The sequence below is a fragment of the Acinetobacter sp. NIPH 542 genome, assembly GCF_000369825.1.
Lineage (GTDB): Bacteria > Pseudomonadota > Gammaproteobacteria > Pseudomonadales > Moraxellaceae > Acinetobacter > Acinetobacter oleivorans.
Window position 1 is genome coordinate 1,429,615 of the sequence record NZ_KB850206.1, and the last position, 23,649, is coordinate 1,453,263.

The 23,649-nt window shown below is 35.7% G+C and carries 26 protein-coding genes and 2 pseudogenes; 6 read left to right on the forward strand and 22 right to left on the reverse strand.

Annotated elements, in window-relative coordinates; translation table 11 throughout:
* The coding region (locus F886_RS12150; RefSeq protein ID WP_005305599.1) for an Ig-like domain-containing protein at nt 1-2,574 on the reverse strand (2,574 nt) is incomplete at its 3' end.
* Nucleotides 2,575-2,764: 190 nt separating this feature from the next.
* On the opposite strand from F886_RS12150, the pseudogene F886_RS20670 reads away from it, so the two are divergent.
* Nucleotides 2,765-2,848, forward strand: a pseudogene (locus F886_RS20670) (hypothetical protein); the annotation flags it as partial.
* On the opposite strand, the gene F886_RS12155 reads toward F886_RS20670, so the two are convergent.
* The 3 genes from F886_RS12155 to F886_RS12165 all read right to left on the reverse strand — a co-directional run bounded on the left by F886_RS12155 (nt 2,845) and on the right by F886_RS12165 (nt 5,196).
* A complete protein-coding gene (locus F886_RS12155; RefSeq protein ID WP_005305602.1) occupies nt 2,845-3,033 on the reverse strand; it encodes a type II toxin-antitoxin system Phd/YefM family antitoxin in 189 nt (62 codons plus the stop codon). The pseudogene F886_RS20670 and the gene F886_RS12155 overlap by 4 nt on opposite strands.
* 60 nt (nt 3,034-3,093) lie before the next feature.
* On the reverse strand, nt 3,094-4,362 hold the full coding sequence (locus F886_RS12160) for a DcaP family trimeric outer membrane transporter (RefSeq protein WP_005305605.1): 1,269 nt from the start codon (nt 4,360-4,362) through the stop codon (nt 3,094-3,096).
* Nucleotides 4,363-4,518: 156 nt separating this feature from the next.
* On the reverse strand, nt 4,519-5,196 hold the full coding sequence (locus F886_RS12165; RefSeq protein WP_005305607.1) for an RraA family protein: 678 nt from the start codon (nt 5,194-5,196) through the stop codon (nt 4,519-4,521).
* 199 nt (nt 5,197-5,395) lie between these two features.
* Between F886_RS12165 and F886_RS12170 the strand changes: the two genes are divergently transcribed.
* The gene (locus tag F886_RS12170) at nt 5,396-6,385 is read left to right on the forward strand and encodes a hydroxyacid dehydrogenase (RefSeq protein ID WP_080973570.1); all 990 of its coding nucleotides are present in this window, start codon (nt 5,396-5,398) and stop codon (nt 6,383-6,385) included.
* A gap of 75 nt (nt 6,386-6,460) precedes the next feature.
* The gene (locus F886_RS12175; RefSeq protein WP_005305612.1) at nt 6,461-7,780 is read left to right on the forward strand and encodes an MFS transporter; all 1,320 of its coding nucleotides are present in this window, start codon (nt 6,461-6,463) and stop codon (nt 7,778-7,780) included.
* Nucleotides 7,781-7,841: 61 nt separating this feature from the next.
* Here F886_RS12175 and F886_RS12180 read toward each other — a convergent pair whose 3' ends face one another.
* Both F886_RS12180 and F886_RS12185 read right to left on the reverse strand, forming a co-directional pair.
* A complete protein-coding gene (locus tag F886_RS12180; RefSeq protein ID WP_005305615.1) occupies nt 7,842-8,540 on the reverse strand; it encodes an IclR family transcriptional regulator in 699 nt (232 codons plus the stop codon).
* A gap of 253 nt (nt 8,541-8,793) precedes the next feature.
* Nucleotides 8,794-10,254, reverse strand: coding sequence for a carotenoid oxygenase family protein (locus F886_RS12185; protein ID WP_005305618.1), 1,461 nt, complete (start codon nt 10,252-10,254; stop codon nt 8,794-8,796).
* A gap of 94 nt (nt 10,255-10,348) precedes the next feature.
* Between F886_RS12185 and F886_RS12190 the strand changes: the two genes are divergently transcribed.
* Complete coding sequence (locus F886_RS12190; RefSeq protein ID WP_225623319.1) at nt 10,349-10,969, forward strand: TetR/AcrR family transcriptional regulator; 621 nt, start codon at nt 10,349-10,351, stop codon at nt 10,967-10,969.
* A gap of 37 nt (nt 10,970-11,006) precedes the next feature.
* Here the strand turns inward: F886_RS12190 and F886_RS20555 are convergent.
* The 6 genes and pseudogenes from F886_RS20555 to F886_RS12220 form a co-directional block, all read right to left on the reverse strand.
* Nucleotides 11,007-11,180 (reverse strand): annotated as a pseudogene (locus tag F886_RS20555) (hypothetical protein); the annotation flags it as partial.
* Between the two features lie 143 nt (nt 11,181-11,323).
* A complete protein-coding gene (locus tag F886_RS12195; protein ID WP_005305625.1) occupies nt 11,324-12,457 on the reverse strand; it encodes an OmpW/AlkL family protein in 1,134 nt (377 codons plus the stop codon).
* A gap of 363 nt (nt 12,458-12,820) precedes the next feature.
* Entirely contained in the window at nt 12,821-14,017 is a 1,197-nt protein-coding gene (locus tag F886_RS20560; protein WP_005305628.1) for a hypothetical protein, read from the reverse strand.
* Between the two features lie 412 nt (nt 14,018-14,429).
* On the reverse strand, nt 14,430-14,828 hold the full coding sequence (locus F886_RS12210) for a hypothetical protein (protein WP_005305631.1): 399 nt from the start codon (nt 14,826-14,828) through the stop codon (nt 14,430-14,432).
* Between the two features lie 229 nt (nt 14,829-15,057).
* Nucleotides 15,058-15,294, reverse strand: a complete 237-nt coding sequence (locus tag F886_RS12215) for a hypothetical protein (protein WP_005305634.1) — start codon at nt 15,292-15,294, stop codon at nt 15,058-15,060.
* 7 nt (nt 15,295-15,301) lie between these two features.
* Nucleotides 15,302-15,511 (reverse strand): hypothetical protein, encoded by a 210-nt coding sequence (locus F886_RS12220; protein WP_005305637.1) that lies wholly within the window; start codon nt 15,509-15,511, stop codon nt 15,302-15,304.
* Nucleotides 15,512-15,863: 352 nt separating this feature from the next.
* Between F886_RS12220 and F886_RS20375 the strand changes: the two genes are divergently transcribed.
* A complete protein-coding gene (locus F886_RS20375; protein WP_005305641.1) occupies nt 15,864-16,037 on the forward strand; it encodes a hypothetical protein in 174 nt (57 codons plus the stop codon).
* A 275-nt stretch (nt 16,038-16,312) separates the two neighbouring features.
* Here F886_RS20375 and F886_RS12225 read toward each other — a convergent pair whose 3' ends face one another.
* From F886_RS12225 to F886_RS12255, 8 genes are all read right to left on the reverse strand, one after another.
* On the reverse strand, nt 16,313-16,543 hold the full coding sequence (locus F886_RS12225) for a hypothetical protein (protein WP_005305644.1): 231 nt from the start codon (nt 16,541-16,543) through the stop codon (nt 16,313-16,315).
* A 180-nt stretch (nt 16,544-16,723) separates the two neighbouring features.
* Nucleotides 16,724-16,906 carry a hypothetical protein gene (locus F886_RS12230; RefSeq protein WP_005305647.1) on the reverse strand — a complete coding sequence of 61 codons (183 nt, stop codon included), beginning with the start codon at nt 16,904-16,906 and terminating at the stop codon, nt 16,724-16,726.
* Between the two features lie 158 nt (nt 16,907-17,064).
* Nucleotides 17,065-17,205: a hypothetical protein gene (locus F886_RS19915; protein WP_005305650.1), complete on the reverse strand. Its 141-nt coding sequence runs from the start codon at nt 17,203-17,205 to the stop codon at nt 17,065-17,067.
* Nucleotides 17,206-17,438: 233 nt separating this feature from the next.
* Nucleotides 17,439-18,269: an ORF6N domain-containing protein gene (locus tag F886_RS19510; protein ID WP_005305653.1), complete on the reverse strand. Its 831-nt coding sequence runs from the start codon at nt 18,267-18,269 to the stop codon at nt 17,439-17,441.
* Between the two features lie 101 nt (nt 18,270-18,370).
* The gene (locus tag F886_RS12240) at nt 18,371-18,646 is read right to left on the reverse strand and encodes a helix-turn-helix domain-containing protein (RefSeq protein WP_005305655.1); all 276 of its coding nucleotides are present in this window, start codon (nt 18,644-18,646) and stop codon (nt 18,371-18,373) included.
* Between the two features lie 275 nt (nt 18,647-18,921).
* Nucleotides 18,922-19,479: a TetR/AcrR family transcriptional regulator gene (locus tag F886_RS12245; protein WP_005305659.1), complete on the reverse strand. Its 558-nt coding sequence runs from the start codon at nt 19,477-19,479 to the stop codon at nt 18,922-18,924.
* 625 nt (nt 19,480-20,104) lie between these two features.
* Nucleotides 20,105-20,569, reverse strand: a complete 465-nt coding sequence (locus tag F886_RS12250; RefSeq protein ID WP_005305662.1) for a DMT family transporter — start codon at nt 20,567-20,569, stop codon at nt 20,105-20,107.
* 9 nt (nt 20,570-20,578) lie between these two features.
* Nucleotides 20,579-21,013: a DMT family transporter gene (locus tag F886_RS12255; RefSeq protein ID WP_005305664.1), complete on the reverse strand. Its 435-nt coding sequence runs from the start codon at nt 21,011-21,013 to the stop codon at nt 20,579-20,581.
* A gap of 98 nt (nt 21,014-21,111) precedes the next feature.
* Here F886_RS12255 and F886_RS12260 point away from each other — a divergent pair, with 98 nt between their 5' ends.
* Nucleotides 21,112-22,044 (forward strand): LysR family transcriptional regulator, encoded by a 933-nt coding sequence (locus F886_RS12260; RefSeq protein ID WP_005305669.1) that lies wholly within the window; start codon nt 21,112-21,114, stop codon nt 22,042-22,044.
* Between the two features lie 32 nt (nt 22,045-22,076).
* On the opposite strand, the gene F886_RS12265 is transcribed toward F886_RS12260, so the two are convergent.
* Both F886_RS12265 and F886_RS12270 read right to left on the reverse strand, forming a co-directional pair.
* Nucleotides 22,077-22,475, reverse strand: coding sequence for a CDI toxin immunity protein (locus F886_RS12265; RefSeq protein WP_005305672.1), 399 nt, complete (start codon nt 22,473-22,475; stop codon nt 22,077-22,079).
* A gap of 271 nt (nt 22,476-22,746) precedes the next feature.
* A complete protein-coding gene (locus F886_RS12270; RefSeq protein WP_005305675.1) occupies nt 22,747-23,604 on the reverse strand; it encodes an SDR family oxidoreductase in 858 nt (285 codons plus the stop codon).
* Nucleotides 23,605-23,649: the final 45 nt, after the last annotated feature.

Genomic DNA, 23,649 nt, shown 5'->3' on the forward strand with positions numbered 1-23,649 from the left:
ATCTGCAGCCGTTGCACTTAAACTTTCACCATTTACATAAGCTTTATCTAGGGTAACTGAATATTTTCCTGTAGCGTCTGCGGTAGCTGTACCGACTACAGTTCCTGCAATATTCTTAACTGTTACAACAGCATTCGCTTCGGTTACACCTGTAACCACTTTACCTGCAGCATCAATCGTTGTAGTTAAGTTTGATGGTGCCGTGGTATCTGGTGCAACAAGGGTTTTCGGCGCTGTAGCATTACCTGATTTATCTGCCGCTGTAGCGCTAAGGCTTTCACCATTTAGATATGCTTTATCTAGGGTAACTGAATATTTACCGGTCACATCCGCTGTAGCTGTACCGACTACAGTTCCTGCAGTATTTTTAATTGTTACAACAGCATTCGCTTCGGTTACACCTGTAACCACTTTACCTGCAGTATCTATAATTGCAGTTAAGCTTGATGGTGCCGTGGTATCTGGTGCAACAATGGTTTTTGGTGCGGTAGCATTACCTGATTTATCTGCAGCCGTTGCACTTAAACTTTCACCATTTACATAAGCTTTATCTAGGGTAACTGAATATTTTCCTGTAGCGTCTGCGGTAGCTGTACCGACTACAGTTCCTGCAATATTCTTAACTGTTACAACAGCATTCGCTTCGGTTACACCTGTAACCACTTTACCTGCAGCATCAATCGTTGTAGTTAAGTTTGATGGTGCCGTGGTATCTGGTGCAACAAGGGTTTTCGGCGCTGTAGCATTACCTGATTTATCTGCCGCTGTAGCGCTAAGGCTTTCACCATTTAGATATGCTTTATCTAGGGTAACTGAATATTTACCGGTCACATCCGCTGTAGCTGTACCGACTACAGTTCCTGCAGTATTTTTAATTGTTACAACAGCATTCGCTTCGGTTACACCTGTAACCACTTTACCTGCAGTATCTATAATTGCAGTTAAGCTTGATGGTGCCGTGGTATCTGGTGCAACAATGGTTTTTGGTGCGGTAGCATTACCTGATTTATCTGCAGCCGTTGCACTTAAACTTTCACCATTTACATAAGCTTTATCTAGGGTAACTGAATATTTTCCTGTAGCGTCTGCGGTAGCTGTACCGACTACAGTTCCTGCAATATTCTTAACTGTTACAACAGCATTCGCTTCGGTTACACCTGTAACCACTTTACCTGCAGCATCAATCGTTGTAGTTAAGTTTGATGGTGCCGTGGTATCTGGTGCAACAAGGGTTTTCGGCGCTGTAGCATTACCTGATTTATCTGCCGCTGTAGCGCTAAGGCTTTCACCATTTAGATATGCTTTATCTAGGGTAACTGAATATTTACCGGTCACATCCGCTGTAGCTGTACCGACTACAGTTCCTGCAGTATTTTTAATTGTTACAACAGCATTCGCTTCGGTTACACCTGTAACCACTTTACCTGCAGTATCTATAATTGCAGTTAAGCTTGATGGTGCCGTGGTATCTGGTGCAACAATGGTTTTTGGTGCGGTAGCATTACCTGATTTATCTGCAGCCGTTGCACTTAAACTTTCACCATTTACATAAGCTTTATCTAGGGTAACTGAATATTTTCCTGTAGCGTCTGCGGTAGCTGTACCGATTACAGTTCCTGCAGTATTTTTAATTGTTACAACAGCATTCGCTTCAGTCGTACCTGTAACCACTTTACCAGCAGCATCTATAATTGCAGTTAAACTTGATGGGGCAGTTTTATCGTCAGCCAAAATTGTTTGAATTGTTGATTTATTACCAGCTAAATCTTCGGCAGAAATAGTAAGATTTTCACCATTTAAATAAGCTTTATCTAGTATGACTGTATATTTTCCATCATTATCAGACTTTGCAGTACCAATGATTTTTCCAGATAAATCTTTCACAGTGACAGTTGAATTAGCCTCTGTCAAACCTGTAATAGTTTTACCATTAGAAGAAATAGCATATGCTAAAGTAGGAGCCGTAATATCAGAAGCGATAAGCTCTTGTTTAACTGTACTATTACCAGCAGCATCTTGAGCAGAAACTTTTAGTGTTTCACCATTAATATACGCTTTATCCAAATTAATTAAGAATGTCCCATCTGCTCCAGCTTTAGCAGAACCGATCACTTGGCCAGCTATATTTTCAACTGTAACAGTTGCACCAGCTTCTGTTAAACCAGTTATCGTTTTACCATCTTTCGACAATATTTTAGTTAAACTTGCTGGAGGAGTCCGATCTGAAGGTGCTGAGCTATCACTACCACCACTTGATGCTGCTACCGCAATACCACCAAGTGCGATCGCAGCGCCACCCCATAACATTGCTTGTGAATCCAATAAACTCTTTTCTTTTAAAACTTCGTCCTTTTCAACTTTCTCCTCAGCCTCAGAATTATTTTCTACTTGCTGACTAGAAACTTGCTCTATGAACTGATCATTTGGACTAATACTATATGATTCAGCTTGAATTACCTCACCACTTTTAAGAGTAATTTCAAAACCATTTCCAGTATCTTTTACACTTTGAACTAAAGAAGCATCTAAAGTAATTTTTTGACCATTTTTAATAAAAGTAAGTATGTTTTGCATTTTTGTAAAAACCTATTTATAACGCAAAAAATTTACCACAAAAAATAATAAAATCCATAAAAATTCATAATAATAATTTTATTAATCGATATAATTTACCTTACCAAGACTTTAGTTAATTAGCACAATAATTTGATCTTAATTTTAATAATTTCTAAAGCTCACTAGCTTTCATAGTTTAAAAAAGTAAATGATGATAGAAAAAGGCAAAAATCACAATATTATTTTAAAAACTTTTATAGAGATGCTTGAGAAGCGGATCGTGGGGAGTTAAAAATCTTTGTTTTTTAATTTATTAAGCTCAAACATCGCATTTTTATATTCAAAATATGCCTTTTCACTGATTAGAACCACAGAGTCTTTCTCTTTTCGTGTAATTTTTACGGCGTAACCTAACAGCACTCTTTCCATGACTTTTGAAAATTGTGATCTTGCATTTGCATAATTAATTTGTTCCACAATATTAGTCCTAATCAGATAAAAGAAAGCCACTTTGATATTAAAGTGGCTGTGATTACATTAAAAATTGTATCGACCTAATAAATTGATTCGAGATAACTTTCCTTCTAAATCTGAAAAAGTTTCTCTCTTACCATAGGTATATTCAACACCAAGATCGACTTTTTCGACAGGCGTCCAAAATAAATTGACGCTTGCATTGATTAGCCTTTTATTTTGATCAGGGTTATTTTCTGAAAAACTTGAATCTTTATAGACAAGACTACCAGCAGACAAAGAAGAGCGTAAGTTTTCATTCCATTTACGCATATAACCTAACTCAATAGAATCAAATTCACTTAAATACATTCGATTTTGATCAAAGTAGAATGCATCATTATCTTTTGAATACAGCATGTAACGGTTATCACCCGCTATGTGATAGTAATTAAACACAAGTGAGTCGTTTTCAGAAAGCTTATACTTTGTGCCTAATCCAGCACCCCAAGCAAGTTTAGTTTGCTCTTCATTCGTATCAGAGATTGCTCGATTTTCATGAAGCATACCGTGCAATTGAACCAAAAAATCTGGATTCTTAAATTCATATCGCATGGTTAATGCAGGAAAACGGCTGCCGCCTTCTACATTTTTATTTTCAACATCACCGCCTTCCAAAGCGACTAATAATTTTTGTTTGGCATCAACAACGTGCTGATAACGGATTTGGATATTACGCTGAGTTCCTGTACCCATCGCGCCTGTAAAATCAACCAAACTTGGAGCTGTATCACTATTCACAAAAGGTGAAGTGGTTTGACCAATCAACCAATTTCCTAGTGAAATATACGCATGTCTAACCCGAACCGAACCATTACCGTTATCTCCGCCACTTCCCATGAAATCGGCTTCTAGCTTTCCAATTAAATCTCCTTTTGAGGTCGGTTTGACAATATCAACACCTACACGGGAAGTCGCAGCAGAAACATTTAATGATTTACTTGTTGAGTTTGAATTATCTAATGGTAATGACCCTGTTTTATTCGCAATTGAACGCGTTGAGCCTTCAAAATCATATGCAGCATCAACCCGTATATTTCCATAAAATTTAATTTTAGTTTGGTCAGCTGTAACAGGCGTTTCGGTGTTTGATGTTTTGTTTCGAATCAAATCAGGTGCTTTGTTTAATCCATTATTTTTATTTAAATTTTGCTGCTCCATCAAATAATCTATTTGTGCTTGTAATTTACTTATTTTTTCATTTAGCGCTGAGTTATCTTCGCTTTCAGCTTGGGCTTGCTGCAAAGTCATACTCATTAATAACGATAAATAAATAATCCCTTTATATTTCATGTCCTTTTCCTTTAGACGAAATTATCTAGACCAAATTGAAATTTCCTATTTTTCAATTAGCGACCTAATAATTATTGAGTTAACTTTTGAGAGGCTAACGAAGCTCAACCATTGACTTCGCTAGTTCCGTTCTTGCTTGAATATTCTTGAATGACCTTATTCGGGTAATTCGCATCCTTTTTGTTTTAAGCTGTTGATCACCCAGCTACGGTCATTTTCACCTACGGCGATTTGATCTAATTGCTTTTGTTCAGCGGCATGTTTGGCACTTGCCTTCAGATAAACTTCTTCTACTTCAGCATACGGTACGCTTAAAAGCCCATCTTCATCCCCTAAAATCAAGTCTCCTGGTTCAATTACCATTCCATTGATTGCGATAGGGACATTAATTTCCCCCGGTCCGTCTTTATAAGGCCCTCGATGTGAAACTCCTGCCGCAAAAAGTGGGAAATCTCCCTCTCCAATTACAACCGAATCACGAATCGCACCATTAATAACAATGCCGGCTATACCTTTTTTAATGGCATAAGCAACCATCATCTCTCCAATTAATGCATTGGTTAGATCACCACCCGCATCAACCACAATGACATCTCCCGCTTGGGCAATATCAATAGCGTAGTGCAACATCAAGTTGTCACCCGGACGCGCCTTAACTGTAATGGCAGGTCCACAAAGATATCCCTTTTTATGCATTGGTCTTAATTGAGCCCCGCCTGAAGTCATTCGATTCATTGAGTCACTGACATTAGCGACTGGTAGATCTCGATATTGCTCAATCCATTTTTGCTCAACTTTTCTGTCGTTTTTTAGCACTCTAAAACCAATTGCCATAACTTTTCCCTTACATCAGTTTTCTTGTGCAAATTAATATGACAGCATTTTTTTGAAATGTCATTTCATTTTTAAATTTAATTTAACTAAAATTTACCCAATTTTTAAATTGAATTTTTACTATTGACTATTTTTTTGAAATGTCGTTTTAATAATATGGATTATTAAGGACGTATTTTGTTCAAAATACTTAAATGGAGTGCAAGTCAAAATGAAACGTAAAGTTCTTATCACGGGGCCAACATTAACTTCAGATGCGTTACTGTATGCTCAATCCCATGATATTCAGTTGATTCCAACTGAACCTTACATGGCAAAAGATGAAATGGAAAAACTCATCCATGATGAACAACCTGATGCAATTATTGTGCGAACAGGCAAACTTTCTAGGGATATGATTTTTGCTTCAGATAATTTAAAAGTCATTGCAAAACATGGTGTTGGGTTTGACACAATCGACACTCAAGCTGCCGCTGAACGAAAAATTCCTGTCACTATTGCCGTAGGCGCAAATGCACAATCTGTTGCCGAACACGCTTTTGCACTCATGTTTAATGTTGCTCGACAAGTCACGTGGTTAGACCAACGAATCAGAGAAGGTCATTGGGACAAAGCAAGTGCAAATGGTGTGGAGTTATATGGAAAAACGCTGGGCTTAATTGGTTTAGGGGCCATCGGCAGCATACTCATGAAGTTAGTCGCTCCCTTAAACATGAAAGTAAAAGTATATGATCCGTTTCTACAAAATCTGCCAGAGCTTGATTATGTAGAACAAGAGCATGACTTTGAAAAACTCTTAGAAACCAGTGACATTATTAGCCTACACTGTCCACTCACAGCAGAGAATAGACACTTATTTTCTCATGCCCAATTTGAAAAGATGAAACGCTCAAGCATCTTAATTAATACAGCACGTGGGGAATTAATTGATCAGGCTGCATTAGTTGATGCACTAAAAAATAATAAAATTGCTGGTGCAGGTTTAGATACTTTTTCTTCAGAACCACCTGAAAAAGATAATCCATTATGGGAATTACCTAATCTAGTTGTTACTCCTCACATAGGAGCAAACACAACAGATTCACGTAATCGCGTCGGTCTCTTAGCACTCGAACAGATTGTGAGTATTTGGGATGGTCAACTATTAAACCCACGAGCTATCGCTAACTGGAAGTTACTCAATAGCTAATCATGGAACTCAATTGTTTCTAAGCTTTTAGATGCGAGAACAATTAAAATATTGAATATAAAAAAGGATTTTTTTATGTCTACAGAATATTCTCAAGCGAGTGCGATTGAACGTGAAACAATGCGCAAGGTGGCGTGGCGATTGCTGCCTTTTTTAACGCTTTGTTATGTGATTGCTATTATTGACCGTGGCAATATTGGTATGGCTTCATTACAAATGAATGAAGACCTTGGATTAACAGCTACTGCCTTTGGTTTTGCCAGTAGCTTATTTTTCTTTGCATATTTTCTATTTGAAGTACCCAGCAACCTCGCCATGCAAAAATTTGGAGCAAAAGTATGGATTGCCCGAATTATGGTGACTTGGGGGGTAATTTCAGCTGCAACAGCATTCGTTGAAAGCTCCACATCGTTATATATTATGCGCTTTTTGCTAGGCGCTGCCGAGGCTGGTTTTTTCCCTGGCGTGATTTTATATCTAACTTATTGGTTGCCCGCCAATTATAGAGGCCGAATGATTGCTATATTTATGGTGGCAATTCCAGGTGCAAACTTTTTAGGTTCACCATTATCTGGTTTTTTGTTATCCCTAGATGGTTTGATGGGCATGCGCGGATGGCATTGGCTATTTATTTTAGAAGGTATTCCTGCGATTTTACTGGGTATCGCTTGCCTATTTGTACTCACAGATCGACCAGAACAGGCAAAATGGCTCAATAGCGAACAAAAAGCTTGGTTAGTTGAAAGACTACAATTTGAACGCCAACAAAAAACTCCGATTGGTCATATTTCACTATGGCAACTTCTAAAGAATAAATATATTTGGGCTATGATCATTATTTATTCTGGTGCTTCTGCTGCTGGAAGTACAATGAGTGTTTGGGCACCTCAATTAATTAAATCATTTGGTTTGAGTAATTTAGAAATCGGTTTAGTGAATGCAATTCCTTATGGCATCGCTTCTATTGCCATGATTCTTTGGGGTCGTAGCTCAGATCGTAAAAATGAACGCCTTTGGCATACAGCAATCGCTCTATTAATGATCTCAATTGGTTTATTAATTGCTTTGCTCACGTCTTCACTTATTGGCACAATCTTTTTACTCAGTATCGTTTTAATTGGTGCTTATTCTGTGAAAGGTCCATTCTGGGCTTTAGCATCCTCATGGATGTCACCGACTACAACGGCGGCTGGACTAGCAGCAATTGGCGCATGCGCTAACCTGATTGGTGGCGGCATGATGGTGAATATCTATGGTGCAATCCATGATGCAACAGGAAGCCATGCTATAGCCCTACTTCCACTTGCAGCCTTAAATCTCGTATCGGCTATTATGGTTTTCATTATGTCTAGAAAGAAAGCCGTTTTGTTTAACCAACCGCAAAGCACTTCGTAAATAATACGAATAAAAAAGGGGCTAAATCATTAGCCCCTTTTTTATATTTAAAATATTAAGATTAATTACGAATACTCTTACCACCTAAACTTTTCGTTAAATCATCTGCAATTTTGAAGAAAAAATCCCCCACAGATTTTGCAATTTCCGCAGTAAAACGACTTGATGGACCTGAAACAACCAATGCGCCAACCACATCATTTTGAGCATCAAACACAGGCAATGCCATTGAAGCAGCATGTGGCTCCGTTACACCCATTGAATAAAAAGGATCAGTTCTTGATAAAACTTGTTCATGTGTTGACCGCAATGCTTGAGCACCTGCCGCACCATCCATTGGTCGAACTTCACCCGGCTGAATATGAACGCGCAATCGATGGGTAGAGTTTATTCGATATTGGCAAAGACGATATGCCCCATGCTTAACGTAAAAAGAAGCTGTTTCGCCAATTTCATCTACAAGTTGCTGTAAACAAGGCACAACATGTCTTTCTAAGTCTAAAGCATCTTGATAAATTGTATTTAAACGCATGACTTCGCTGGCAAGCGTATATCTGCCATCTGAAAGACGGTTAACAAAACCAAAATCTTCTAGCGAAACAATTAAGCGCATGATGGTTGCTTTATTTAATTCTGTTCGTTCAGCGAGTTCTGCTAGGGTTAAAGATTTATCACCTATTCTAAAAGCAGTTAACAAAGTTAAAAGGCGATCAGCCGATGCATTTCCGCTTGTTGCTGGGTGAGGTTTAATTTTAACCATGTTTTTCCTACAATAGCTTGATATCAATTTTAATGTATTGAATTAGGTTTTTAACTTTACCATATTTCTTATATTTTAATTTAATCTCTCAAGTGACCTTCGGTTTTTCTTTACTCAATCATATAAAATTCATATCTTTCAGTCTATTATGCTAAAAACTTGTAAATATTATCTATAAATATCAAAAGCATAATATTTTTCTAATTATATAAAATGTGCATTCTTTTAGCAGAATGCACATTAAACTATCTTTTTAAATATCTACCCAATTTGCATGAAAACCCAAAGGCACCCTTACAGGTAAATCAATAGTAGCTTGGGGGTCTTGCCCAATTTTTTTGGAGTCGAGTATTACGACTTTACTTGGCTTTATTCCGTCTAAAGCATGGATATACGAAATTAACCAACCATCGCCTTCTTCACTCTTAGAGTGTTTTGGTAAAAAAATCACTTCGCCAGTGAAATAATCATCACCATATGAATGCTTATAGGATTCACCTTTGAGTAAATCATGGACCAATAAATTATTTGCTTTTAAATTAATATTATCTACTGGCTCACCTTCATTTCCAACAGAAATTGAATAAGCAAAACGATAAGGTTTCCCAACAAAACGTTCATCTAGACGAGGAAATTCTTGAGGAATTTTTGAAATTACTTCCCGTTTTAGAGTTTGAGTACCAAATTGCAGAGTCCATCTTTCAAACTGGATAAGCTGCTTATCTACTGGCCCCTGAATAGAGTCAGTAAAGGTCTTGGTGTGAACACAAGCATCAAAAATGATATCGCCATTTTCAAGATCATATGCATTAAATGAATGAAAAATAATACATGGATCTACATCAAACCATTTTATATCCTGTGCATCACCATTTTTTGGTAAGACACCTATTCGCGCAGGGTGCTTTTCATTCCATGAATAGGGCAATTGCATCCCTTGTAACATTCTCTCGATTGAAAAAGTTACAGGGAAATCCAGAACTAGCATTTTAGTTTTTGTCATACCGCAATCATGCATCATTGGCCCATGCTTAACAGGGATACTGACCCGCTTCTTAACTTGGCCCGATTGATCAATCACCTGATAATAGACTTGCATTGGCAGTAAAGCATCATAGCAAATCGCATGTAACTCTCCCGTATCTGGGTCTACATGAGGATGAGCTGTAAAAGGATAATTATCTTTACTGTTGAATAAACCATATTTAAGGCTATTTAATTCATGATCTAAAGCGACTGGAAACGGCCCTGATTCTGTTATTGTCCAGATCTTTCCTGCATGACCAATAATATTCGTATTTGCGACATCAACTGGACCTCGAGGCTCACCTTTTATTTTCTCTCGCCCTAATTTTTTATGTATGTGATGCGTCCCTACATATCGATTTTTATACCATAATGCTTGACCATCTTTTAACCTTAGGCCATGTACCATCCCATCGCCCATAAACCAATTATAGTTTGCAGGGTTTTCAACTTCTAATGGATTTGGACCCATTCTTAAAAAAATGCCATTTAATGAAGATGGTATTTCTCCATGCACAACCAAATCACTTGAAAAAACCTCTTTAGTAACTGGTGCAAAGGGACCTACAAGAAAAGGATTATCTGGGCTATAGGGAACTCGGCTTTGATGGAAACTCAGAAACTTCCCTACTACGGAAGAAACCAGCTTATTGTTAACAATTTCATTACGGATACTTGTCCTGTTCATTCGATTACATCCTACCTGTTGATTAATTTTTTGTATAATTCCAGTATGTATCAACGAATGTATACACTGTATACTTAATTAAAATTACACGAGGATGTTTATAGTGTCAACATCGAGCATAAATCCAACTTCTAGCTATCACCATGGTAATTTGAGAGAAGCTTTACTTATTAATGGCTTACAATTATTAGAGTCTAGCCAGGGTGTTGATTTTAGTATGCGAGAATTGACCCGCATGATTGGAGTATCCCCAAATGCGGTTTACAGGCATTTTGCAAATAAAGAAGAACTACTGACCGCTTTAGCCATATATGGTTTTGAACAATTAATAGAAGCTCAAGCGCATGCTATTCATAATGCAACCAACCCCAAAGCCGGTTTTTTAAACTCAGGTAAAGAATACATATATTTTGCTATTAAAAACCCATCTTTATTTAGACTGATGTATAGCCAGTTTGCTGTTGCTCAAGATGATGAAAAATTAAAATCTATGACAGATTTATTCTATACAGGAATGCTATATGCAGCGGCAACAGCATTTCAAACCTCTGTCGATACTGAACAAAGCCAAACGATGGCAAGATTAGCTTGGGGCATGGTTCATGGCCTAAGCTATTTAATTATTGACGGACAATTTAGTCATTTGAGTAATGATGAACTCAACATCATGATCGATAATGTGCTAGAAACAGCAATAGCTGTATCAGGAAAATAGCTGCTTTTAGATTCAAACAACAGCAAGATATGATGAATCAATGTTTTCCTATTCTTATACGAAAACCATGAGGATTTTCATCCGTAATTTTAATTGTATAAAGATATTTAAGCTGTTTTTGATCTTTCCTCATATCAATTTTAACTACCCCATCAGCCTTCTCGCCAACTATATCAACTTTATAAGTATAAAGTGGTCGTTTAGGGATAGAATTATTGATACCAACATATCATACGTTAAAAAAGAAAAACCCCACCAATACTTGATATTTGGCAGGGCTTTCTATGCAGAGAAAATACGACAGGTTAAATCGTAAATTTTCCTAAACGAAAGATTAATATTTAAATAAAGATATTAAAAACGATAACCCACACCTAGATATGTAATTAAGGGATCAATATCAACTTTGGTTGAGGCATGAATTAACTGCTTACCTGTTTTGCTATCAATCACATCAATATTTGCGCGGTTATTTAACTTTGCATAGGACACTGAACCAACAGCATACCAATTTGGAGTGATGTCATAAGTAGCTCCTAGACTCACAATTGGGGCAATCGCATCCGTTGCTTTAACCCGAACATAAGGGTTTGCACTTGAAGTTTTGCCATCTAAAGCTGCACCTGCATTATTATCTAGTACATTCTGAATCATATGCCCCGCAGCAATTAAGTCAGAATTAATTTGGTCGTTTAACTTAATGTTAGAGAAGCGTGAATACATAATTCCGGCACCAACATATGGACGAAATTTATTTACTCCTGCCTTACCAAACTGATATTGAGCCTCTAATGCTGGAGTCCATGCACGCACCGTAGCAGCTTTCGATTTATTACCAAGATTAGTGATTGGAATGTCTTGTAATAAATCAAGCCTATCCCCTATAACCAAAGCAGCCAATCCTTCAGGATTTGCAAAACCAGATAACGGCGCGTTGATTTCTCCTTTCCCCTTAATATCAACTTTTGGAGGAATCCCACCGATTAACTGTAAAGACACGTTCTCATTCACATAGTAATTGAACATTAAACCCAGAGTGTCTACATCTTCTGCTTCAAGCCCTGTTCCTTTACCTTCCCATTGTTCTAATCCTTTAATCGTTGCTGTACCAGTGATATCTGGCGAAACCATGTCATTTTCATCTACAAGCCCTAATAACTGACCAACCGATTGTTGTTGATTGCCGTTTTCATCGACTGGATGACTAAATACCATATCGAGAACTTCTTTGGCATTTTCCCCAGTTGATAATGTTGCATTAGGGTCTATTGATTTCATAAATGCTGAAGTAGAAATAGTTCCGACTTTGGCAGTGGTTCCATTTGCTACAGCAGTATTTATATTGAATGGATTTGCTTTCCCTTGTGGCATGACATGCAACCACCCAGCAGATACAGAAAACCGTTTAAATTCTGCATGTGCTGTTTGAGTTCCCGTTACTAAAGCCACGGCAAGCAGATTTCCGCCTATTAATTTTAAAATATCCATTTTATTTCCTTTATTTTATTTAAGAGGTTTCCATTAACCTCTTCATTTAAAATAAAGATTTTTTTAACTTTTGGTAAAATTTTCCGATAAAAAGCATTATAAAACAATATATTAATTTTAATTAATTTATTTTAATTGATTGAAAAATATACAATATAAGTGAATTTTCTATGGGAATTTATAAATTAAAAAAAAGCCCATCTTCCGATGAGCTTATTCTTACTAGGATAAAGCCGATTTTATTTTTCTTACATTTCACCCATAAAAAACTCCGCTAAATAATTTTTTAGCGGAGTTAAAAATACAGAATAGTCTGTATTTAGATTTAATCAAAAAAAATGCTATCGCATCTATGGAATTTAATTAGTAAATGAAAGAAAAACCATTTTCATAAATTTTATCTGTAGGGACATAGTAATATCCTTGACAAGCACCTGTTACATCATCTATTGCTCCGAGTGAAAGAATACCACTGGCAATCGTTAAAGCTGTAAATACGGGCCCACCACTATCACTACCACCACAAGTAGACGTATTTACATCTACCCAAAAACTGCCAGGAAATAGAGGCGCACCAGTATTAGGATCATATTCTGGAACAATTACACCCACACCTCTAACAGTACCGCAACTATATCCTGTTGCATTACCATAGTGACAAACACTATCACCAACTCTTGTTGCAGATAGAGTACGTCGACCAGTAAGTGTTCTAGTGGTGGTTGGTCCTACGTAGAACTTATTGGTGATATTGGCTGTTGTACTATTCCACTGAAGATCATTAGACTGTGCAAACGGAATCTCACCTACAAATGTATATGGAGTTCCATCCTGTTTACTCTTGAAGTTATTAGGGCAGTGAGCAGCTGTACTCATGTACTTTGTACCATTGACATTTTTGATGCCAAAACCTGTAGTACAATCTGCATACATTGTTGAGTTGATTTGTCCTGCAACAAAAGTTCCACCATTAGCATCTACAAGAGGCTTTACAGACCAGTTAACTAAATTAATTTCTAGCGGTAAGTTCGGGTTGTTCCATTCAGCTTTGATTTGATCTATTTTTCTTTGGTTCTCTGTTGTTTGTTTGCCCTTTACGCGAACATAAATACTTCCACTTTTTTCGTCATATCCAACAGTTTGAACTTTAGAAAAATATTTACTAGCTAATTTAGCAGCTTTATTTAATTGTCCTTTAGCATTCTCTCTTGTTTCTTTAGCTCCGTATTGAATTTCTATAGGCAAATTGCTTTTTGAAATAGCATTCCCTACCGCTACATTTCTTTTCTCATTCTGGCCATAACCTTTGACTCTAACCACAATTTTATATGTAGGTGCGTTTTCCACGTAAATACCACCTATACGCCCTTTAAATTCTTTTTCAATAGTGTCGAGTGCCGAGTCTCGGTTAGCTTCTAATACCAATGCTTTATTTGCTTCTGCTGTACTTACGCCATGCAATAAAGAATAGCTTCGAATATCTTGTTCAGCTCCATTATTTGGTGTAGCGAATGTATAAGTTGAGGATATTAAAATTGTTAGTGCTAATATTTTTTTCATTTTTTACCTTCTGGTCAAAAAAATAAGATTCAAATATAACGATATATTGTTTCTATAAAAACCAACCAAATTTTAAACATGAGGTGCATAACCTCGGGTATTCACATAATGTTTCACCATTAAATATAATATTTCTAAGGAAAAATTAGAGAATTACAATTTATAAAACAAAATATTCTTAACTGTTATTTTTTGTTTATTTTTTAAATAGTCTTTTTGCTTAACTTAGTGTAAGTATTAGAAGTTATAAGATGATGTCTCATAAACAATCAATAAGCTGGGGCTATCTTGTACCATAATTCCTGAGACTATCTGGTTGTAAAATATTATTTTTGATGCTGGCTCATTAATAAACCAAACTTACTAGCTATTATTTTTTTGTTTTAGAGCAGTTACTGCCCTGTCAAGATCGTCACAGCAAATGTTTATAACTCTGCTTACCACACTCATACGGTGTATCTTTTAATTCTTCCAATTCCTCTTGTAATTTTTGTCGATCATGTGGAAAAATATTCATAATATCCTGTTTTTTCAATCTAAATCTTTCTTTATTTAACTCCATAAATTCAATCATTGGTTTTTGTGCTTTCCCAACATCACATAAAAGGTCTGCTATTCTCATCTGATGTTTAAAGCTGACTTGTCCTGCCGAATGAATTCCGCTTAAATAATTTTCTAAATTTTGTTCAGCAGTTCGATAATTTTCTATCAATTTTACATAAGCTTCGATTTTCTCTTTTTCTAATTTTTCAGCATGTAAGTAAGTAGAGCTTAAATAAAATAAGATAAGGATAATTGAAAATAGTTTCATTTTTATTGGACGTAAAAATTCTTTGGATTTAAATTATAAATCAGAAACTCTAGTCTCAATAAACACTACTACAATAAAAAAGCCCATCTTCCGATGAGCTTTTTATTTAATTAAAATTAACGGTATGTATTAGGCTTTAAATTCTGCTAATACTAGACTTATAAGATCTATGATTTAAATACAACGACTACTTATTAAAAAAAAAGAGCACCTAAGTGCTCTCTTGTTCTTATTGATTTTTGGATAAGGCAAAATTTATTGCCCTGTCATATGCGTGTTCTTGTAACTCGGTATATACATAGAAATGCTGTTCTGTCTTGGTAACAGGATTAATGAGTTTCCTTGCTTCATAACTATGAGTATTTAAATCATTAGGATCAACATCAAATGCTTCTAATTGCTGCTCTCTCCACTCACCACTTAGAAAACCACCCACACAAAGCCATTTTGTTGAATTGTCTGACATATCATGTTTACTCTATATAATAGCTGTTGCCATCGGAACTGTTGAAAACCAAATTTAAAGTAGGGTAAATACATTCACCTTTTAACAAAATATATTCAACTTTGGGTCTCTGAACTCTAGATGAATGACCGATTTTATTAGTATCTACTTCTGTATAGTTTGCGTGCGCTCTTTTTTCTTTACCTTGGAAATCAATAATTGTAATTTCTTTTAGCATTAATATGCTCCAATTTAATCATACATATTATGCCCAACGATATTTTTATACTATGAATATTTTGTAGGCAACTAGATTGAATTAATTTTTAAAAACTATTAATCCAAAACGTGGAAAAAATTTATATATGTGTACTTTGTGTACCCCTACTTGAAAGTTGGATAAGGCAATTTCAAAATTTAAAGGATAAGACTCAACAGGTTATATATAATTGATTTTATTTATGAAATAAGTTGTCGACATAAAGATCCTTTCTTGGACAAATCAACACACATGAGTCTTAAAACTACCGCAATGTAAAAGCCTTTAAAGTGTACTATCAACTCTCCCTAATGAAGATAAGAAGATAAAAATGTCAGGTTTTAAAAGTTTTTCTCAAAATACAACTAACCACGCTAATATCATCAAATCTCAAATGAATAAGCATCCTGCAACACCACCTACTGAAACTCAACCTTCAGAAGTTCCAGGCACAGTAAAAGATCTGCCTGAGAATAATGAACAACCTGATCCTAATAACAAATAATTTCTTATTAACAGTGCCTTGGATGTTGTTTTGAGGCTCTGCTACTATAAAGAATAAATTAGTGCACTAATTTATTATACTATTAACTACTTTTATCAATTTGATTTGTTTAGTTATTTAAGAAATTACAGCCATTCATTCCAGAAAATTGATATGACTAGTCTCTCAGATATGAGGGGCTTTTTTAATTGTTTTTACTTAACTCGTATTTAGCCGACTCCGCCTAGATAGGTTAGGCCCACCATAATTGGCGGGCTTATTTTTTAATATGTGAATTATGAAAGATAGGGATGTTTTTGCGCCAAGTGATCATTCGCTATTTTTGTAATTTCAAAATAAGATAATTCTGCACAAAGCCAAAAACGATATATATTTTCGCCCACTAAGTAACTCTGGCGGTTGTATGTTGATTGTTTACTTGCATCTATTTCACTGGCTTCAAAGTAAGTACCTTCACGGTCATATACAACTTCACCATCTAAATCACCGCCAATACAAATGAACATTGTAATAATCCATAAATTTATGAAGATCAGCTTAACACATATAGAAAAAATCCCCCCAAAATAAGAATACTTTGCGGAGCTTTATTTACTGTAAACAGTCAGGAATTTTTAGTCGTATTGGTTAGGGTAGATAAGCTTTATTAATCAAATATCATCATACAGTTCGATAAAAATCGAATATCAACTCTTGATTGAACTTTCTATTTGAATTTTATACTTAATATTTTTCTCCTCATCAATATAGGATAGTAAATGCTCATCCCTTCTTTTCCTTAATTTTCCAATTTCTGAATCAATTTTTGCAGTAATCAACGATTCCTCTTCTTGCTCCTCATTAGGAATGTACTCACTTATTGATTTCATACTTTAACACTCCTGTTTTACTGCATTGTTAGTTTAGAACAACTAAATAAACAAGTGCATTAGAGTGTTTTTTATTATTAAAAGAAAATTTGAAATCTATAAAACAAAAAAGCTCACCTTCCGATGAGCTTTTATTTATTTAAAATTAACGGTATGTATTAGGCGTTAAATTCTGCTAATACAAAGTTTTTTACTATTTCATCAAAAGTTGGTTTCAGAAGAGCTTGCTCGCTATTTTTTATAGTTTTATAACAATAACTCGCTGCAACTCCCATACTGAACAAAGCTAACAATTTCATTGCTCACCTCACTTATTGGGAAGAGTGAAACTTAAAGTATCATTCGCGTTTGTAGCGTTCCAACTCATTTTAGCGAGGTTTCTGTATATATTTTAAGCAATTCGTAATAGAAAAGTTCACAACTTTTTAGCTTTATTTAATAACAATAGTGCAATTTCCTTAGAATTCGATCACTATAACGCAACATTAGCATTTACCCGGTCCCGGTATTGAAGAATATTTAAATTCTCATTTTAAAAGAAAAAATCATATATTTTTTCGGCTGAATATCCAGCTGAAAATATAACGATAGTAGGTGGTATTTCAATAATTATAAATATTATAATTAATTCTAAGAAAATCTTAGGTTTATGTATTCCTACAAGCAAGATATTTTTAAACAATGTACTCACCGATTGTAGAAATGTCATATTCTTACTTTCTTTTTTAGTTACATAGCCATCTATAGAAGCTAATTGGTCTTGAAGGTTTTTTAAAATAGGAGAAAGAAAATTAGCGAAATTTGCAATTACAATATATAGAAATATGATCCAAACTAATACGCTTAATATACCTAATGACCACTTACCAGTTTCAATAGTTCTGACAGTAAAAACAAAACTAATTGATCCCGTGAAAACCTGAGCAGCAAAATTACGTGTGAAATCTAGTGCAGCTTTGGCACCTTCTAATGTTAGTAAATAATGTGGGCCAATATTTAAGGTTGTATTTTTATCAAAATATTTTTCTGAAACTATATCATGGGTATCCCATATCTCATCGGTATCTAAAATTTGAGCGTGACGTGTAGCGCCTCTTTTAGTCCACAGAATTAACCTAGTAGAATTGTCACATATTAAATCTAGTTCTTTATTACTTTCTTTAAATTTCTGTAGATCATCACCTTCAACTTTCAGATAATGTATTCCCTCAACAAAGCCTGAACTTTTCTCTAAAAAATTTCGACGAATAGTTTCTTTATCTATTCGATATAATTCAGCTAACATTTCAGTTGTTAGAACATTAATAGATTGATAATTAATAATTAATATTTTTTTATCGTTAATAATTGTTGAGATATTCATAAGATCACCTTGTTGATATAACTCCTAATTAAGTAAGGAGTTTTACTTTTCACCAACCAAAATGTACCTCTATTTAGGAACAAGTCAAGACAATTTTTATTTTATCCAGAGTGAGATTTTTCAAATAATAAGAAATTTCTTTTCAATTCATGAGCTAAAGCAGCAGTATCCTTACTGTTTTCTTGTAGTAGTTTGACGACATCTTCCCAGAGGTTTAATGGAATTGGTCTATCTCCTGCCAACCACTGTCTAACTCTTCTCGGATCAATATCTATCGCTCGTGCAAAGTCAGTCTGCCAACTCTGGCCATACAATAAATTTCCAGCATGTCGCAATTGCTCAGGAGTCATACGATGCGTATCGTTTGATTCAGACATATAACTTTACTCAAGTACGTAAGTAAGTACTTACTTATAAAAAATTAAAAGCTTTTACTTAAAAATCAGTCAGCACTTACTGATAAAACTTAAAACTATTATTCCATATTTTGCATATTATTCTAAAAACATTTAAGTATTTTAAGGATAAGTTTTAGACTAATGTTTTTAAAAGTTTTAGAAAATTTACTAAAACCTTTAAGAAATATTTTATTAGTTTTAACTGATCCCTGCTAACACATACCCGACTGTACAGCCGTCCCCTCTGTACACTTCTAATAACACTCCCCACCAAAAAACCTCTCCACCACCACATCCCTTTCATCCAAACGATTTGAGCTTAAAATCTGGAACATCAAACCATCAATTAAGTTTAAAACCATATTGGCATCGGGTTTTAGTGGGCAGTTTTCTAAACTAAAAACCAGATCAAAAAGTTCTCGAAGCAACCATTTTCTATACTCAATTGCCATTTGGTAGGCCTGAGAGTAAATCTTTTTAATTTCAAAAATAGCTTTAAGTAATAGATAGTACAGACTATTAAAATTGACATGTAAAGCAATAATCTCTTTGAGTTTATCGCTTGAGGTTCGGTAACGGCTTGAGTAAATAATTGCCAGCACTTCTTCTTTCAGGCGGCTTTTTTGAAAAGATACACACCTTTCAATAAGCTGCTCTTTTGAGTGAAAGTAGTTGTAAAAAGTGGCTTTAGGAATTTTGGATTCTTTGGCAATTAAGTCCACGCTCGTATTGTGAAATCCATAGAGATTGAACAGCTCTATTGCGGTATGAATAACGTGTAATTTTTTGGAAGATGTTTCTAAAGTTGGCATAGTTTTACCGTTATAAATTCTTGTTGTTTCAAAAGAGATAAAAAAAGCCTGTGCCTTCTCTGGGAGAAAAAAAGGCACAGCAAAGCCGTAAAGACTGTGCTTGGCACATCTCAAGTTTTATTGTTGCTAAGTTTTAGACGTAACGAATTAAAGTCCGATAAGCCTATAGCTCATCAAACTGCTTTAAATTGATTTAAGTTGTGTCGAGATAGATTTTGACAGTGACTGCCAATAATTTATGAATGTGCATGGGCCAACTCCTTCTTTTGGGAGTTCTGCCGAAACATTATAAATTATGGTGGCAGAACGGAAGCGGGTTGACGGACTGGTTTCAACTCCAGCACACTCGAAAGTGTCCCACTCCCGTCCTACCGCTACGGGAGGGAACGAGGTGTGCACACAAGACTCTTCCTCAGAAGAAATAATCCTGATGTGGTTGAAATAACGGTCCGTCAAAACCGTCTGGCAATGTAGGCCAGCCCGCAAATGGTAATCTTCAAAAATTAAGGTGTCAATGCGAAATTGACTAGAAATTATTTAATTAATTATTGTTTTTCATTTAATTACACAATTAAGAAAAGCCTTAAATATTAACTTAATAAAACCCTCCTGTTTTATAAACATGTTAACTGTTAGGTTCAATTTGAGTCGTTTTACTACTTGAATATATAAAATAAAGCGCAATCGCTAAACAAATGAGCGCGCCCAATCTATAAGTTGAAAAAGGCAGAATTTCATTGCCAAACCAACCAAAATTATCAATTAACATACTCATGAGAAGTTGCCCAAAAATAACCGCAACAGTTGCAACAGCCGCCCCAATTCTCTGTACTGCTAAGACCATAATCACAATATAGGGAACGCCACACATTGCACCCAGTAATTGCCATTTAGGTACATCTAATAGGGTTAAAGTTTGCTTGGGTTCAAAATAAAAAATCAGTAATGCGGTAATTAAAGCGCCTACAGAAAACGTTAAAAATGCACTACGGAATACGCCAACTTTACTGCCAAGCTGTCCATTAATTGCCGCTTGTACACTGAGTAAAGCACCGCCGATGACTGCCAATAAAATCATAAATATAGTCATATTTCCCCCTTATGCTTTTGCGACTAATGAAAGTGCAACCACAATAAAAACAAGCGCAAGCACACGTTTTCGATCTACTTTTCTATGCGGGGTTCCGAGTAACCCATAATGATCAATAATCAGGCTCTTAAAAACTTGACCAGCCAAAATCCCAATCATGGTCATGGCAATACCAATAATCGGCGCTGTAATGGTGAGAATAATGACGTAGATCGGGCCAATTACCCCACCCAATAACTGCCATGATGGAAGAGTAAAAAATGAGGGACTATTGCGAGGACTACAAAACAACATAAGTAGAAAGGTAAGTGCGGCCCCTACACCAAAAATACTAAAAGTGGCCCACAATTCTCCAACTTGCGTACCTAATGGCCCTAAAAGACCTGCTTCTACCGATAGCCCCATCCCACCTAAAATGGTTAGAAACAGTAATAGAATTTGCATGAACATTGCCTCATGGTATTTAGGCAACGAATCATAGAGTAGCCAATTCAGCAGAAAAACAGCATAATCCATGAATCACTTTTGCAGAAACTGCACAGATGAATTTATCAAATTCGATTGATATTCGTACCCTTCGCTTTTTTATCAGTGTATATAAAGCTCAAAACTTCTCTGTTGTGGCGAGAAAAGAAGATGTCTCGGCATCAATGATTTCTCGGACTATTCAACAGTTAGAAGATGCGTTGGGGCAGCAACTTTTTTATCGAAATACACGAGCAATCACACCGACCGAATCAGGTAAATTGTTTTTTGAATATGCCAAAAGAATTACAGAGCAATTTGATGAAGCTCAAAAGGCGTTGCAGGATAAAACTGTAGAGCCCTCTGGGCTGGTTAGAATTAATGCACCCGTATTTTTTGGTCAAAGACATATTGCGCCGTGGTTAGCAGGTTTATCAGAACGTTATCCAAGACTTTTAATAGAACTGATTCAGACAGACGAATTTATAGACCCTCTTCGAGACAGTACTGATTTAATATTTCGTATCGGAACCCTCACAGATTCATCGTTTCATGCGCGTATTTTTGGCACACAAAAATATCATTTGGCGGCCTCTCCTGCTTACATTGCTAAATACGGCGCGCTTGATCATCCCAAGGTACTCAATGACCATAAATGTTTAGTCTATAAAGGGTTTGAAGGACCTAACCGCTGGTTAATTAGAAAGCCAAATGAGGAATGGGTACATTATCCAATTGTGCCTTTACTTGCTTCAAATAATGCTGAGAGCTTAATGACGGCTGCACTCAATGGTATGGGAATTGTTTTATTTCCTGACTGGCTCATTGGTGAGGCATTAAAGCACGGCAAATTAATAAAACTTTTACCTCAATATGAAGCATCTATTAAACCTCAACCACAGCACATCGCAGCAATTTATCCTAATGTGCGTCATCCGCCCTTAAACATTCGGGTAATTATTGATTATTTTGCTGAAGTCTACGGTGAAACACCTTATTGGCAGGATTAATTTTTCTTTTAATTACACAATTAAGAAAAACCTTAAATATGAGGTTTATTTAAGTTAGGATTAAAAGCCACTCTAACGGTGTAAGTTGGAAAAAGTGGTTCTAATAGGATAGTTTCATTAAAAATAAAGACTTTAGGACATAGAGCCATAACATCGTATATATTTTCGACTATTGATGTCAGCTTAGAAGTAAAGACTGGAATATTCTGATCATCTGCAACAACATAGACATTTTCATCCTGAATTGTTTGCATGCTTTCTAACAACTCGTCCATATCATCAAAATCTTTAAAATCTATATTTTTCCATAAAATATAGTTTTGTTTTATAGGATACATATTCAACTTCTTATAAACAACGTCTACGTCTATATCACTAATAATTTGAAAATCATTTTTGAGTGCATTTTTACATTCTTCAAATAAAGACATATCTTTTACCTAGTTTTCTTTTAACGATTAACAATATATTTCACACTCATTTTATAACTTTTTAGCTATTAATTTATTGTTTTCATTTAATTATACATTTCAGTAAAGTCTACATCTCAAATAAAGTTGCACTATACATCAGGAAAAAATCTGATCGGGTCAACTTACTTTGCATATTAATGATGGGAAACCTATTTATTAAAATATACAAAAGGCCTAAATCCGAACAATTTAAGCCTTTTTGCTTTTAGATAAGAACTATAGCGTTAACTTAAGATAAGAATTCTTTAATCGTCTCTTGCATACTTGTAGTGGCACGACCAATTAACTGGTGCAGATCTTTGCTATCACTATATAAGCCGCCTTTAGATACACCTTCATCTGAATCTGCCAAGATGCCAGCAAACCCTTCTGGTATGCCCAATTGTACCAAGAGCGCTTTATATTCCTCTTCTGGTAGGTCTTGGTAAATGACTTCTTTTTTACTAATTTCACTTGCCCATTTTGCGACATCATCAAGGGTATAACTCGTATCACCCGCTAGTTCATAAACTTTATTTTCATGCCCGTCTTGCGTTAATACCACAGCGGCAGCAGTCGCATAGTCTAAGCGCGAAGCAGAAGCAATTTTGCCGTGATGCGTTGCCCCAAAAATTTTGCCATGCTCAACTGCTTGTGCAAGCCCCATTGCATAGTTTTCGCTGTACCAGTTATTACGTAATAGCGTATATGGGATATCCGATTTTTTTAAATATTGTTCAGTTTCAACATGTTCTTGTGCTAATAGAAGCGGCGTTGTATCTGCGTTTAATAAACTCGTGTAAACAATAAATTTTACGTCTGCAAGTTTTGCCGCATTAATCACATTTTGGTGTTGTACTGTACGTTGACCCACTTCACTCGATGAGATTAATAAAAGCTTATCAATACCAGCCAATTGAACCGAAAGTTTATCTGCGTCATGACCATAATCAAAAGTACGCACTTCGATCCCTTTTGAGCTTAAATCTGATGCTTTTTCTGGATTGCGAACTAATGCGACAATATTTTTTGCGTCAGTCCGTTCGAGTAATTGAGAAATAACCAATTGGCCGAGTTGACCTGATGCACCAGTAACTGCAATACGCATGATGATCTCCATCTGATGTAGTTGATATATTCCAATCATCGTAGT